The sequence below is a fragment of the Maribacter sp. R77961 genome, from assembly GCF_044594925.1.
Taxonomy (GTDB): Bacteria; Bacteroidota; Bacteroidia; order Flavobacteriales; family Flavobacteriaceae; genus Maribacter.
Map to the genome: position 1 here is coordinate 144,411 of NZ_CP138991.1, position 14,046 is coordinate 158,456.

The following is a 14,046-nucleotide window of genomic DNA, read 5'->3' on the forward strand; positions in this document are numbered from 1 at the left end:
TTATATGTCTGTATAAACGTTTATTTCCCACAAGGTACAAAATTTAACCTTTTTGCCGTAAATAATAGTTTAATACAAGATGAACGTACATCTGTTTTATATATATTTATACGTACTTTTAGAGTACTAATTATATAAAATGACTGTATGTTTTATTTCTATAATTACAAAAAATATCCAACTTTATAACCGATTCTGCCTCTAATGCGCATACTCAGTGGCAATGGTTATGGGCCAACCCTCAAATTGTTCCGCATCGGGTTGCGTAACATCTGCATTTCTTGGCCAACATTCAAAAGTTACGTTTTGGTTTTTAGTGTTAAAACGTATCAATCCATAGCCACTACCATGAGATGGGCTTTCCGGGTTTACATAAGCCATCATCGAAATTTTGTTTTGGAAACCATCTAAATAATCTCCTGTCCAAGGTAAGCTAGTAGTTGTATTTGGGTTTTTCCCTGCCTTTTCATCTTCGGGCCACCACCAACGGCTATAGTAATCGTTAACAATAGCTGGGACCACAAAGGCCCATGGGCCATCGCCAAATTCGTTAATACCCTGTTTAATTACCGTGGCCAAATGCTGGTCGCCCGCAATATGTACGGCGTTCGCTTTTTGTATGAGCTCCAGTGCTTTTTTGCGTCCTGTTTGTGGCCATCCGTTGCTGTCCAAATCGGCATGGAGGCGATTGTCCATAGTGCCGTGAATATGCACCCCGCCACAAAAACCGGTTTGGGAAAGCACCACTTTTGTGGCATTGGTATTTTTTTGTCCCCAGGTTTTTAAGAAGTGCAACTGCCGGTCGCCCAAAAGTTTTAGATTGGGCAGGTCAATCGATGCAGGGTCATACTCCGTATTTCGGATATGGTCTGGGCGTGGGCCTTGTTGCGGTATTTTACCCTCAGGACCGGATTTAAACTTTCGGTCTTCTATAATGGCAAAGTCCACTCCGCCCCATAGGAGGTTGGTGTAGTAAACACCGATACCTTGTTCAATAGGAGTAGGGTCAAAAGGGTCGGGGAGATGCGCCGTTTGGCAGCGTTCTACCATTTTTACATATTCCGGATGATAGCGGTATCCGCCGTCTGGACTACCTTTGGTAAACGAAACTTTGCCGTTCTCGCCCCAAAGATTCCCCTGTCCTATATCATGGTCGTCCGGAATGGTGATACACGGTCTATGGCGAAAGGTTTCCCGGAATTGCAGACCAAATTTTAACCAAGCCGCGGTATGTTCCGTATGGTCGTACGATTGGTCTCCTGCAAAGAAGATAAGGTCGGGGTCTTGGTGATTTATATTACGAACATAATTCTCGCGCATGCCTCTATCTTGATTACTGTTACAAGAAAGTGCCGCCAAGCTAATCTCCGTTTTGTTCAGTGGGTTTTTACGAATAGTGCCCTTGTAAAACGCGGTGTCGCCGTGGCGCAGTCGGTAGCTGTAGTCATGGGAGCTGTCCCAATCCGTTACACGAAAAAGAGCGGACCATCCTAGGTCGTTCACTTGTTGGGACTGTATTTCCGTCCAAGTACCATTTTTCTGAATTTCTAGACGTACGGTTCTTGTTTCTTCGGGGTAGAGCGGATAGCACTGTGCGCTCAATTTTAGGGTAGTATTGGAAACGGTATACATACCAAAGGCGATAACACTATCACGACCTATTTTTAAATTGATGATAGGATTGTCCGGCCTGTTCCACCAGTCGTTTATGGCCAAGGTATCCACATCGGAAAAAGGCGCCGTTACGGGCGGTACGCGTTCTTTCTTTTTTTCGGTACAGCAGAGGAAGCTTAGGCAAAGGACAACAAGCAGGACAATCTTTTTCATGGGAAGGTTTTGTTAGTATTCGTGTCCCGATAGGACCAATGACTCCCTTAAATATACTATTTTAGGAAGCTGTTATGAAAAAAGATACACCTCAAAAACTAATCTTCGTCTATAATGCGGATTCCGGTCTTCGGAATTTACTCATAGATGGTGCACATAAAATTTTAAGTCCGTCTACCTATGCCTGTAGCCTTTGTGATATTACTTTCGGGGCCTTCACGGAGCATACGGTTTGGAAGAAGTTTAGGAAAAAACAAGCGGAAACGTTAGAAATGGAATTTTTGCATAAAGACGAGTTCGCAAAGGCATACCGCTCTAAATTTGGGTACAAGTTTACATTTCCTATTGTGTTATCGGAAACGAATACAGACCTGGAAATTTTTGTACGAACGGAGGAGTTAAATCAATTGGAGGATGCAGCGGCACTGATTGCGGTATTGGAAGAGCGACTCTAAGTAAAAGAAAAAGAGGGGCTATTTCTTTTTGGTAGCCTCAAAAAATTCCAGGTTAATGGCATCGATATAGCCAAGGACTTCATCGCGGCCTATATGCTTGCTAGAAGAGGTGATAAAGTATTGTGGCGCCTCTTCCCATACCCCGGTAAGTAATTCTTGGATGTAGTTGTCCACTTGTTTTTGGATGACCTGTGGTTTCAGCTTATCGGCTTTGGTGAAAATAATGGCGAAGGGGATGGCGTGTTCGCCCATCCATTGCATAAACTCCATATCCACTTTTTGCGGCTCATGACGAATGTCTATCAATACAAAAGAGCATACCAATTGTTGGCGTTGTAAAAAGTAATTGGTGATGTATTTTTGAAAGATATTCTTATCCCGTCTGGATACCTTTGCATAACCATAACCGGGTAAATCTACCAAAAACCAATTGCCATTAATTTTAAAATGATTTATAAGCTGGGTCTTGCCCGGTCTGCCAGAGGTCTTCGCTAAACTTTTTTTCTCGGTGAGCATGTTTATCAAAGAAGATTTTCCCACGTTAGACCGTCCAATGAAAGCGTATTCCGGGATAGGCTCGTTGGGGCATTTGGCAACATCGCTGTTGCTCATGACAAAGTCTGCCGACTTTATTTTCATCTAAGACAGTTTTAGAATTTTCTTTTTTCTAGCCAAGCGTCCAGAATGGTATTGAATTCGATAGGGTGCTCCATCATGGGTGCGTGGCCACATTCCTTTATCCAGTAAAGTTCGGAGTCCGGTAGTAGCTCATGAAACTCTTTTGCCACTTTTGGTGGCGTAACAGCATCGTTTTCTCCCCAAATAATACAGGTGGGTGTTTGCATATTTGGCAAATCCTTGCTCATATTATGCCGTATGGCACTTTTCGCGATAGCCAATGTTTTTACCAGTTTCATGCGGTCGTTGACAGTTTCGAATACCTCGTCCACAATTTCCTTCGTAGCAACGGCCGGGTCGTAAAAAACATCCTGTGCTTTCTTCTTTATGAATTCGTAGTCACCTCGTTTAGGATAACCATCTCCCATGGCACTTTCGTAAAGTCCGGAACTTCCTGTGATGACCAAAGCTTTTACCATTTCTGGGAATAGTTTGGTATGCAAGAGTCCAATATGTCCGCCGAGAGAGTTACCTAGAAGTATAACGTCCTTTAATCCTTTGTACTCTATGAACCGCTCAAGATATTTCGCAAAGTTTTTTACGTTCGTCTTGATCATCGGCATATCGTAGATGGGTAGTTCGGGAACCAATACTTTATAGCCTTTTTTGGGGAAATAGTCGGTAACACCGTGAAAATTACTCAACCCGCCCATTAAACCATGTAGGATAATGATCGGGGTTCCTTCGCCCTTCTCAATATACCTGAACTTTCCGTCCTTAATAATTTCGTCTTCCATCCAGAATGGTACTGCTATTTGCGCAAATATAGGCATTTCAATACAATACAATAATAGGGCTTTATCTTCTAAAACAAAGCTTTTTCTTCATGGACGTATAAGTTAGGATTTAAGTGGAGTGGGGTATTTTATGGTGCAATTAATGAGTTCGGGTCTGAAATTTATCAAAAAATGCTTATTTTATTAACAAAGTGGCTTTTTGTGGTAAAATGTGGTAATAATATTTATATATTTGAGTTATATAATAAAGACCAACAATTTTGGAAATCTATTTTTCAGGCGTTTTCAACTGCAAAGCCGATGCTAAAGGAAGGGTAATGTTACCTGTTTCCTTAAGGAATCAGATGGCGCCTATGCTTAATGATGGCTTCTTTATTAAGAAATCTTACTACGATGAATGTCTGGAATTTTATCCGGCCGAAGTTTGGAAAGCTGAGGTGAAAAAACTCAACGAACGTTTAGGGGATAGTAGAAAGGATAGGGATTTTAAAAGAAAATTCACTGCGGGTTTACGCAAAGTGGAGATTGATGCCACCGGAAGGTTGTTGATACCAAAGGATGTCATTGGTTTGGTGGATATTAAGAAAGAGGTGACGCTTTCGCCCATGGATAATCATTTGGAAATATGGGATAAGGCAACCTATGATGGGGAGGTAGATTCTACGGCGGATGATAGGGAGCAATTGGCATATGACGTAAAATATGCTGAAAAACCCGGAGGTGATGTATCATAATGCGGTACTGCTAAAGCAGTCTGTGGATGGTCTGGAGATAAAGGAAAACGGGGTGTATGTTGATGTGACTTTTGGTGGTGGCGGTCATTCCAAAGAGATATTGAAAAGATTGGGCGAAGAAGGAAGGTTGTTCGCTTTTGACCAAGATGAAGACGCGCAGTCTAATAGTTTAGGTGATAAAAGATTTGTTTTGATTGGTGAGAATTTCAGGTACATCACTCAATTTTTAAAGTTCTATGGCATTCGGAAAGTAGACGGAATCTTGGCAGATTTTGGAGTTTCGTCCCATCAGTTTGATAAGGCGGAACGTGGATTTTCAACACGTTTTAATGCGGAGTTGGATATGCGTATGAGCAAACGCAACAAGTTGTCCGCTCATGATGTGGTCAACTCCTATAGCTATGATAATTTACGTGATGTGTTGTTCACATACGGGGATTTGCGTAATGCAAACGCCATGGCGAAAGTAATTATAGACAGCAGGTCGTTCGCAGAAATCAATACGACAGAGGAGTTAAAAACGGTGCTTAAATCATTTTTACCAGAACACAAAAAGCATAAGATTTTGGCTCAAATCTATCAAGCGATACGTATTGAGGTGAATCAGGAAATAGCGGTCATTAAAGAGTTTTTGAATCAAGTTCCCGGTCTTTTGGAAAAAGGAGGAAGATTAAGCGTCATAAGTTATCACTCTTTAGAAGACCGTTTGGTAAAACGATTTATTAGAGCGGGACAGTTTGAAGGGGAGCCGGAGAAGGATTTTTATGGAAACATAGATGTTCCCTTAAAGAAAGTGGGTCCATTGATCGTTCCGTCAAAAGAAGAAATAAAAAATAACAACAGGGCAAGAAGTGCAAAGCTCAGAATAGCGGAGCGAATTTAAAACTGCTTCTCCTGAAAGTGACGGGCAATAGGCTTGTAAAAGAATAGAAAGAATAAAACTTTTAGCGAACACAGTAAGAAAAGAATAGTACAAATGGTTAAGAAAGGAATACTGGACATTTTAAAGGGTAAGTTTTTAGTAAGCGGAGATGCTCCTAAGAATTGGCTGTTTATCATTTTCGCTTCTTTTTTGGCAGCGGTAATGATCAGCAGCTCGCATAGTGCGGATAAGAAGGTACACCGAATTGCGGCATTGAATGAGGAGGTAAAGGAATTGAAAAACGAATTTGTAGATGCACGTTCGGATTTACAGCAATTGAAGTTAGAGTCGACCATTACCAGTACGGTAGCCGATAAAGGTTTGTTTCCTTCGGAAACACCGCCACAAAAAATTAGGGTCAAATCATTAAAGGATTCGGAATAAAAATGCCAGCAACGGATAAAAGCATATTAACCAGGTTGTATTTTGTGGCAGGAGGGCTTGTGCTCTTCGCTGCTGCTGTGCTGTTTAAATTGGTATCCATACAAGTTGTAGATGGTCAAAAATATATAGCGCTTGCGGAAACCAGAACTACCAAGCTATTTACGATAGCGCCTAATCGCGGTAATCTATATTCGGATGATGGTAGTCTTTTGGCAACCTCCGTTTCTAAATACACCATACGTTTTGACGCCGTTACGGTAAGTGATGAAGATTTTAAGGAGCATGTAAAGCCTCTCTCCGATGAATTGGGGAAGCTTTTCGGAAAAACATCTTCACATTATCAGCAGGTGCTACGTAAGGCCAAGCATAATAAAAACAGGTATGCGCTTATCGCTAGAAATTTGGATTATTCGGAATATATGGCGGTTAAGAGCTTTCCACTATTTAATAAAGGAGCTTTTAAAGGCGGACTCATTATTGAGCAAAAATCCAAAAGAGAGCATCCGTTAGGTAAAATCGCGGAGCGTAGTGTTGGTTATGAGCGTGTAGACGAAAATGGGTATCGCACCCGTGTGGGTATGGAAGGTGCTTTTAGTGAATACCTAAGCGGTGTTGCCGGTAAAAGATGGAAGCAGAAGATTGCTAAAAATCAATGGAAACCAACAGGTACGGATAATATTATAGAGCCAAAAGACGGTTATGATGTCTATTCTACCATTGATATTAATATCCAAGATATAGCGCACCATGCCTTGTTGGGGCAATTGGAAAAGTACAAAGCGGACCACGGAACGGTTATAGTAATGGAAACCCAAACCGGTGAGGTAAAAGCAATTTCTAATTTAGGTCAGACAAAAGAGGGTAAATATTACGAGCGTTTAAACTATGCTATTGGAGAGTCTCACGAGCCCGGTTCTACATTTAAATTAATGAATTTGGTAGCCGCACTAGAGGATAAGGTGGTGGATACCAGTACGGTTATAAATACTGAAAAAGGGTCTTGGAAAATTTACAGACATCGGGTAAGGGATACGAAGCGTGGAGGTCATGGAAAACTTTCTATTGCCGAAGCATTTGAAGTTTCCTCTAATGTGGCGTTCGCTAAAATGATTCATAATGGATATAAAGAAGACCCGGAAAAATATGTGAATAGGTTAATGAGTATGGGAATTCATAAGGAATTGGGACTTCCCGTAAAGGGAGAGGGTACTCCAGTGTTGCGCTATCCAGGGGATAAAGGGTGGTCCGGTCTATCCCTGGCACAAATGGCCTACGGTTATGAAGTGTCCTTAACGCCATTGCAAACCTTGGCTTTTTACAATGCCATTGCCAATAATGGAGAGCTTATAAAGCCTAGACTTCTTAAAGAGGTAAAAGAATGGAACAAGACTATTGAGAAGTTTGATAAGGAGGTATTGAATCCGGCTATCTGCTCACAGGAAACAGTGCGTAAAGTACAGCAAATTCTAAAAAATGTAGTGGCTAAGGAACACGGTACGGGCCATGGAATGTACTCCTCCAATTTCTCTATGGCAGGTAAAACAGGAACTACGCAGACAAATTATGTGTCAAAGGACAAAGATAAATACGAGTATATCTCCTCTTTTGCAGGATACTTCCCTGCGGATAATCCAAAGTACTCCTGCATTGTAGTAATACATAAGCCAGATAAAAGCGTAGGATATTATGGGGCGGATGTTTCGGGTCCCGTCTTTAAATCTGTAGCGCAGAAGGTGTATGCAACATCCCCGCTAATTGATGAGGTTGATGTTAAGGGAGCCTTGGATGTAAACTTGGATAAAGCATATCAAAGCTACTACGCTAACGTTCAAAAGGAATATAATGAAATGCCCAATCTAAAAGGAATGTGCGGTATGGATGCAGTTTCTATACTAGAAAACCTGGGTATTAAAGTAGAGGTCATTGGTAATGGAATAGTGCGGCATCAATCTATTTCTAAGGGAACGGATATTAAAAAAGTTAAAAAAATTGTGTTGCAACTTTCATGAAGTTACTAAAAGACATATTATTTGGAGTTAGCCTTACAGCGGTCAGTGGCACTACTAATTGTAGTGTCAATGCCGTCTGTTTTGATTCGCGCAAGGTTCAAATGGATGATGTCTTTGTAGCTATTAAAGGAACCATAACTGATGGGCACAAGTATATTAGAAAAGCGATAGATTTAGGGGCTAAAGCTATTATCTGTGAATCGCTCCCTGATGATTTGGTCAATGAAGTAACCTATGTGGAAGTAGATAACGGGAACAAGGCTTTGGCCATTATGGCTTCCAATTACTACGATAATCCTTCTAAAAACTTAAAGTTAATAGGGGTTACCGGTACCAACGGTAAAACAACAGTTACCAGCTTGTTGTATCAATTATTTAAAAAAGCAGGGTACAAGGTGGGGTTGCTATCCACCATAAAAATAATGGTAGACGATACCGAGTATAACACAAGTCATACAACTCCGGATGCATTGACGATAAACCATCATCTTCATCTCATGAACAACGCGGGGGTGGAGTTTTGTTTTATGGAGGTGAGTTCCCACGGAATCCATCAGAAAAGAACCGAAGGTCTGGTTTTTGAGGGTGCTATTTTCACGAATCTATCCCACGACCATTTAGATTATCATAAAACTTTTGCAGAGTATAGGGATACGAAGAAATTACTCTTTGATAACCTGCCTAAGAAAGCATTTGCCTTAACCAATATTGACGATAAAAATGGTTTGGTGATGCTACAGAATACACAGGCCAAAAAACAGACCTACGCTTTAAAGAATTACGCGGACTACAGAGCTCAAATTTTAGAGAATCAGTTTGATGGGCAGTTGCTAAAGGTTAATGATAATGAACTTTGGACCAAACTCATTGGTCATTTTAACGCTTATAATATTTTGGCGATTTATGCCACGGCGGATTTATTGGGTCTGGAAAAGTTGGAAACACTACGCTTGTTAAGTGAGTTGGACAATGTAGACGGACGCTTTCAATATTATATATCAAAAAATAAAATTACGGCTATAGTTGATTATGCCCATACGCCGGATGCTTTAAAAAATGTGCTTGATACAATCAACACATTGAGGACTGGAAATGAAAACGTCATCACCGTTGTGGGGTGTGGTGGCGACAGAGACAGATCTAAGCGTCCGGTAATGGGCAATATCGCTTCCGAGATGAGCAATAAAATCATCTTTACGTCAGATAATCCAAGAACCGAGTCTCCGCAAGCGATTATTTCGGAGATGGAGGCGGGAGTGGAGCCACAGAACACTAAAAAAATACTTTCCATAGAGAATAGGGAGCAGGCCATAAAAACCGCTTGCCAGCTTGCTGTGGATAATGATATTATCCTTGTTGCTGGCAAAGGGCATGAAACCTATCAGGAGACCAACGGCGAGCGTATAGATTTTGATGATTTTAAAATGGTAAAAGAAGTTCTAAAAAGCCTAGAGAAATAATATATGTTAACCTATTTGTTCGAATATTTAGAAAAACAATACCAACTGCCTGGGGCTAGCCTCTTTCAGTTCAGTACGTTTCGTGCGGCAATGGCCATATTGTTTTCACTAATTATCGCTACGGCCTTTGGTAAGCGTATTATTCTTTTTTTACAGCGAAAACAAGTAGGGGAGACCATAAGGGACTTAGGGTTAGAAGGGCAACAGCAAAAAGCGGGTACCCCAACTATGGGCGGTGTCATTATCATTATGGCTACGTTGATACCGGTCTTGTTATTCGCTAGGCTCGAAAATATCTATATCATTCTTTTGATTTTTACCATGTTATGGATGGGAGTTATTGGGTTTATAGATGATTACATTAAAGTTTTTAAGAAAAACAAAGAGGGTTTAAAAGGCAGGTTTAAAGTGCTGGGTCAGTTGGTGCTTGGTTTAATCGTAGGTGCGGTACTATATTTTCATCCCGAGGTAACCATGAGAGAGCACAGTAAAACTATGATTACGGCACAATACACCGTAGAGGAAGTGAGAGGTGAAGAAGTGAAATCTACCATGACAACAGTGCCTTTCTTTAAGAACAACGAGTTCGACTATACTAATTTTATTGGATGGGCCGGCGATGGGGCAAAGGATTATGCTTGGCTGGTTTTTATTCCAATTATCATATTAATAGTGACTGCGGTTTCAAATGGGGCAAACCTTACCGATGGTATTGATGGTTTAGCTGCCGGTACTTCGGCGATTATTGTATTTACACTGGGTGTGTTTGCACTCGTATCGGGTAATATTATTTTTTCCGATTATCTGGATATTATGTATATCCCTAGGGTAGGAGAGCTATTAATATTTATAACCGCATTCGTAGGGGCATTGGTCGGATTTCTTTGGTATAACACTTTTCCTGCTCAAGTATTTATGGGGGATACAGGGAGTCTTACTATTGGTGGAGTTATCGCTGTCATTGCCATTATCGTGCGTAAGGAGCTACTGATTCCATTATTATGCGGAATTTTCTTTGCAGAGTCGCTATCGGTAATGCTTCAGGTAGGCTATTTTAAGTATACCAAGAAGAAATTGGGTGAGGGTAAAAGAATTTTTTTAATGTCTCCATTACACCATCACTATCAAAAGAAAGGATATCATGAGAGTAAAATTGTAACCCGATTTTGGATTGTGGGAATTATGTTGGCCATTGTTACCATTGTGACTCTAAAAGTGCGCTAAATGAAATTTTTGGTGATTCTTGGTGGTGGAGAAAGTGGTGTTGGTACGGCGATTTTAGGTAAGAAAAAAGGTTTTAAGGTTTTTGTTTCCGATAAAGGAAAAATTAAGGCGAAATATAAAAACGTTCTTGAACATTTTGAAATTGATTGGGAAGAAGAGCAGCATAGCGAGGCGCTTATTCTAAAGGCAGATGTAGTCATGAAAAGTCCAGGTATCCCAGATAGTGCGCCCTTAGTAATAGAATTGGCGCAAAATCGTATTCCGGTTATTTCCGAGATAGAGTTTGCAACACATTATACCGATGCGAAAATTATTGGAATTACAGGAAGTAATGGCAAAACCACCACAACCATGTTAACCAACCATCTTTTAAAAGGTGGGGATTTACATGTGGGCATGGCAGGAAACATCGGTGATAGTTATGCAAAGATGGTGGCGGAAAATGACTTTGATTATTACGTACTGGAAATAAGCAGTTTTCAACTAGACGGTGTAGTAGCCTTTAGACCACATATTGCAGTAATAACCAATATAACGCCAGACCATTTAGACCGGTATGAATATAAGTTTGAAAATTATATCGCCTCTAAATTCAGGATAGCCAAAAATCAAACAAAGGACGATTATCTCATTTATGACGCGGATGACGAGGTAATCGTAAACTGGTTGAACAACAACCCGATCAAATCAAAACTAATTCCTTTTTCTCTTGAGGAATCATTGGAAGAGGGCGCATTTTTAGAAAACGAACAGATAAGAATAACAACAGATACTGACACTATAACGATTATGACAGACGCATTAGCACTGGAAGGACAGCACAATTTAAAAAACTCCATGGCGGCAGCTACAATTGCCAAATTGGTCGGGATTCGTAAGGAAACCATACGGGAATGTATCTCTAATTTTCAGGGAGCGCCGCATAGACTGGAGAAGGTGCTTAAAATTCATCATGTGCAGTACATCAATGATTCCAAGGCTACTAATGTGAATGCCACGTATTACGCGCTAGATAGCATGAAAACACCTACAGTTTGGATTGTAGGGGGTGTAGACAAAGGCAATGAGTATAAGGAGTTGATGCCGCTTGTACGAGAAAAAGTCAAGGCAATTATCTGTTTGGGTATGGATAACGAAAAGATAAAGGAGACTTTTAACAATGTAGTTGATCTGGTTGTGGAGACCTATGCAATGGAAGAGGCGGTAAAAGTTGCGTACAAAATTGCTGAAAGAGGTGATAGTGTTTTACTCTCTCCGGCATGTGCCAGTTTTGATTTATTTGAGAATTACGAGGACAGGGGAAATCAGTTTAAGAATTGTATAAAAAATCTATAGGTGCTAAATCTATTTAAAAATATTAATGGAGATAAAGCTATTTGGGCCGTTGCGGCACTTTTGGCCTTGTTCTCGTTTCTACCCGTTTATAGCGCTAGTAGTAATTTGGTATATGTGGTCGGTAATGGTACCACAGTAGGTCATTTGGTAAAACACGCCCTATTGCTGTTTTTGGGTTTTGGAATTATTTACGGTATACATAAAGTTCCTACGCATTTTTTTAAGGGTTTATCTTTGATCGCGCTGCCCATTGTATTGGTGCTTTTGGTGTTTGTTTTGGCCCAAGGTACCTCTATCGGTGGTGCTAATGCCAGTCGCTGGATCAGAATTCCTTTTGTTGGTTTTGGCTTTCAGCCTTCCAATTTGGCAGCGGTCGTGGTAATGATTTACGTTGCACGCTATCTGTCCAAAATCAGGGATATTAAGATAAGCTTTACGGAAAGTATTCTGCCGTTATGGGTTCCGGTGTTCTTGGTCGTGCTATTAATTTTACCAGCCAATTTTTCAACGGCCGGGATTATATTCTCCATGGTTTTAATGTTGTGCTTTTTAGGCGGATACCCTATAAAGTATCTATTGGGAATAGTGGGCACTGGTCTTCTCTGTTTAACGTTATTCATTCTTACGGCTAAAGCTGCACCAGATTTATTTCCGAATAGAGTGGACACTTGGATGAGCAGAATAGATAGTTTCTCCAATCCGGATGATGTACAAGCCAACTATCAAATTGAAAAAGCAAAAATAGCAATAGCCACAGGTGGTATCGTAGGTAAAGGCGCTGGAAAAAGCGTACAAAAGAACTTTTTACCCCAAAGCTCTTCGGATTTTATATATGCAATTATTATAGAAGAGTACGGTTTGGTGGGTGGATTTGCCTTAATGTTCTTTTACTTGTTCTTACTATTTAGAATTGTGGTCGTTGCGAATGGAGCGGGTACCATATTTAGCAAACTCTTGGTTTTAGGAGTTGGTTTGCCTATCGTTTTTCAGGCTTTGATAAATATGGCTGTTGCAGTAGAATTATTTCCGGTTACGGGGCAGAATTTACCATTGATAAGTAGTGGCGGTACCTCTAGCTGGATGACCTGTTTGGCTATAGGAATAATACTTAGTGCAAGTAATAAGAGTATAGTTCAGGATACGAAGAGACAACCGGACATTGATGAGAGTAACCCCTTAGAAGTTTTAAGTGGCCAATTATAGATTCATCATTTCCGGAGGGGGAACAGGCGGACATATATATCCCGCAATTGCAATCGCCAATGAGCTAAAGAAAAGATATCCAAAGGCGGATTTCTTGTTCGTAGGAGCTAAGGACAGGATGGAGATGGAAAAAGTGCCTCAAGCGGGGTACGAGATTGAGGGATTATGGATTACGGGGTTGCAAAGGAAACTAACCCTAAAGAATTTGATGTTTCCGATAAAATTGATAAGTAGTTTGATCAAAGCAGGCAACATAGTAACAAGGTTTAAGCCAGATGTGGTAGTGGGTACTGGCGGATTTGCTAGCGGACCTCTGTTAAAAGTTGCATCGGGAAGAGGAATACCATGCGTATTACAAGAACAGAATTCCTATGCCGGGATAACTAATAAATTATTAAAGGATAAAGTTGCCAAGATTTGTGTTGCTTATGACGGCATGGAAAGGTTCTTTCCAAAAGATAAAATAATTAAAACTGGTAACCCCGTACGAGAGGATTTGGTAACGCTAAATGTTACTAAAGAAGACGCCATTGCCTTTTATGAAATGGATAATAGCAAAAAAACGGTACTGGTTTTAGGGGGAAGTCTGGGCGCTAGACGAGTGAATGCTTTAATAGAAGAAAAGCTTGGTTATTTTAAGAAACTAGGAATTCAGGTATTATGGCAATGTGGAAAGGGATATATAGACGAATATAAAAAGTATAGTTCTGAAGATGTTAAGGTGTACACCTTTTTAAATCAGATGGACAAGGCATATGCTGCTGCTGATTTTATTATTTCTAGATCAGGAGCCGGCGCGGTTTCGGAACTGTGTTTAGTAGGTAAGCCAACAATTTTCATTCCTTCACCAACGGTGGCGGAAGATCATCAAACTAAAAATGCTTTGGCTTTGGTGAAAGAAAATGCCGCCATTATGATTAAGGAAGAGGATTTGGACCGGGATTTTGAAAAGGAGTTCGGTTTAGTTTTTAATTCGGAGGACAAGCAGAAAGAACTAGCTAAGAATAGTAAAGCCTTGGCGTTACCAAATGCTACGATTGAAATATGTGATGAAATAGAAAAATTATTGAACTGATAA

Annotated in this window: 13 protein-coding genes; 10 read left to right on the forward strand and 3 right to left on the reverse strand. The window is 40.5% G+C overall.

The genetic code is table 11. The annotated features are described in order from the left end of the window. Positions 1 to 201 precede the first annotated feature (201 nt). A complete protein-coding gene (locus tag SJY09_RS00615; protein ID WP_396637045.1) occupies positions 202 to 1,827 on the reverse strand; it encodes an alkaline phosphatase D family protein in 1,626 nt (541 codons plus the stop codon). A 74-nt stretch (positions 1,828 to 1,901) separates the two neighbouring features. Here SJY09_RS00615 and SJY09_RS00620 point away from each other — a divergent pair, with 74 nt between their 5' ends. Beyond that, positions 1,902 to 2,282 (forward strand): GTPase, encoded by a 381-nt coding sequence (locus SJY09_RS00620; protein ID WP_396637046.1) that lies wholly within the window; start codon positions 1,902 to 1,904, stop codon positions 2,280 to 2,282. A gap of 18 nt (positions 2,283 to 2,300) precedes the next feature. Here SJY09_RS00620 and yihA read toward each other — a convergent pair whose 3' ends face one another. Then, positions 2,301 to 2,921 (reverse strand): ribosome biogenesis GTP-binding protein YihA/YsxC, encoded by a 621-nt coding sequence (gene yihA / locus SJY09_RS00625; protein ID WP_396637047.1) that lies wholly within the window; start codon positions 2,919 to 2,921, stop codon positions 2,301 to 2,303. 11 nt (positions 2,922 to 2,932) lie between these two features. Further along, positions 2,933 to 3,697, reverse strand: a complete 765-nt coding sequence (locus SJY09_RS00630; protein ID WP_396638576.1) for an alpha/beta fold hydrolase — start codon at positions 3,695 to 3,697, stop codon at positions 2,933 to 2,935. A 260-nt stretch (positions 3,698 to 3,957) separates the two neighbouring features. Between SJY09_RS00630 and SJY09_RS00635 the strand changes: the two genes are divergently transcribed. The 9 genes from SJY09_RS00635 (at position 3,958) to murG (ending at position 14,043) form a co-directional block, all read left to right on the forward strand. Beyond that, positions 3,958 to 4,431: a division/cell wall cluster transcriptional repressor MraZ gene (locus SJY09_RS00635; protein ID WP_396637048.1), complete on the forward strand. Its 474-nt coding sequence runs from the start codon at positions 3,958 to 3,960 to the stop codon at positions 4,429 to 4,431. Beyond that, on the forward strand, positions 4,400 to 5,314 hold the full coding sequence (gene rsmH / locus SJY09_RS00640) for a 16S rRNA (cytosine(1402)-N(4))-methyltransferase RsmH (RefSeq protein ID WP_396637049.1): 915 nt from the start codon (positions 4,400 to 4,402) through the stop codon (positions 5,312 to 5,314). The genes SJY09_RS00635 and rsmH overlap by 32 nt, the downstream gene beginning before the upstream one ends. A gap of 93 nt (positions 5,315 to 5,407) precedes the next feature. Further along, positions 5,408 to 5,737, forward strand: a complete 330-nt coding sequence (locus SJY09_RS00645; RefSeq protein WP_396637050.1) for an FtsL-like putative cell division protein — start codon at positions 5,408 to 5,410, stop codon at positions 5,735 to 5,737. Between the two features lie 2 nt (positions 5,738 to 5,739). Beyond that, positions 5,740 to 7,746 carry a penicillin-binding protein gene (locus SJY09_RS00650; protein WP_396637051.1) on the forward strand — a complete coding sequence of 669 codons (2,007 nt, stop codon included), beginning with the start codon at positions 5,740 to 5,742 and terminating at the stop codon, positions 7,744 to 7,746. Beyond that, positions 7,743 to 9,206 (forward strand): UDP-N-acetylmuramoyl-L-alanyl-D-glutamate--2,6-diaminopimelate ligase, encoded by a 1,464-nt coding sequence (locus SJY09_RS00655; RefSeq protein WP_396637052.1) that lies wholly within the window; start codon positions 7,743 to 7,745, stop codon positions 9,204 to 9,206. Before SJY09_RS00650 ends, SJY09_RS00655 begins: the two co-directional genes overlap by 4 nt. A gap of 3 nt (positions 9,207 to 9,209) precedes the next feature. Next, the gene (mraY, locus tag SJY09_RS00660) at positions 9,210 to 10,430 is read left to right on the forward strand and encodes a phospho-N-acetylmuramoyl-pentapeptide-transferase (protein ID WP_396637053.1); all 1,221 of its coding nucleotides are present in this window, start codon (positions 9,210 to 9,212) and stop codon (positions 10,428 to 10,430) included. Beyond that, positions 10,431 to 11,765: a UDP-N-acetylmuramoyl-L-alanine--D-glutamate ligase gene (gene murD / locus SJY09_RS00665; RefSeq protein ID WP_396637054.1), complete on the forward strand. Its 1,335-nt coding sequence runs from the start codon at positions 10,431 to 10,433 to the stop codon at positions 11,763 to 11,765. Continuing rightward, positions 11,766 to 12,968: an FtsW/RodA/SpoVE family cell cycle protein gene (locus SJY09_RS00670; RefSeq protein ID WP_396637055.1), complete on the forward strand. Its 1,203-nt coding sequence runs from the start codon at positions 11,766 to 11,768 to the stop codon at positions 12,966 to 12,968. After that, on the forward strand, positions 12,955 to 14,043 hold the full coding sequence (gene murG, locus SJY09_RS00675) for an undecaprenyldiphospho-muramoylpentapeptide beta-N-acetylglucosaminyltransferase (RefSeq protein WP_396637056.1): 1,089 nt from the start codon (positions 12,955 to 12,957) through the stop codon (positions 14,041 to 14,043). The genes SJY09_RS00670 and murG overlap by 14 nt, the downstream gene beginning before the upstream one ends. Positions 14,044 to 14,046 lie beyond the last annotated feature (3 nt).

Excerpts from the sequence above, each read along its gene's own strand:
- SJY09_RS00615 (WP_396637045.1), bottom strand. The coding sequence starts at position 1,827 with ATGAAAAAGATTGTCCTGCTTGTTGTCCTTTGCCTAAGCTTCCTCTGC.
- SJY09_RS00620 (WP_396637046.1), top strand. The coding sequence starts at position 1,902 with ATGAAAAAAGATACACCTCAAAAACTAATCTTCGTCTATAATGCGGAT.
- yihA (WP_396637047.1), bottom strand. The coding sequence starts at position 2,921 with ATGAAAATAAAGTCGGCAGACTTTGTCATGAGCAACAGCGATGTTGCC.
- SJY09_RS00630 (WP_396638576.1), bottom strand. The coding sequence starts at position 3,697 with ATGGAAGACGAAATTATTAAGGACGGAAAGTTCAGGTATATTGAGAAG.
- rsmH (WP_396637049.1), top strand. The coding sequence starts at position 4,400 with ATGCTGAAAAACCCGGAGGTGATGTATCATAATGCGGTACTGCTAAAG.
- SJY09_RS00645 (WP_396637050.1), top strand. The coding sequence starts at position 5,408 with ATGGTTAAGAAAGGAATACTGGACATTTTAAAGGGTAAGTTTTTAGTA.
- SJY09_RS00650 (WP_396637051.1), top strand. The coding sequence starts at position 5,740 with ATGCCAGCAACGGATAAAAGCATATTAACCAGGTTGTATTTTGTGGCA.
- SJY09_RS00655 (WP_396637052.1), top strand. The coding sequence starts at position 7,743 with ATGAAGTTACTAAAAGACATATTATTTGGAGTTAGCCTTACAGCGGTC.
- mraY (WP_396637053.1), top strand. The coding sequence starts at position 9,210 with ATGTTAACCTATTTGTTCGAATATTTAGAAAAACAATACCAACTGCCT.
- murD (WP_396637054.1), top strand. The coding sequence starts at position 10,431 with ATGAAATTTTTGGTGATTCTTGGTGGTGGAGAAAGTGGTGTTGGTACG.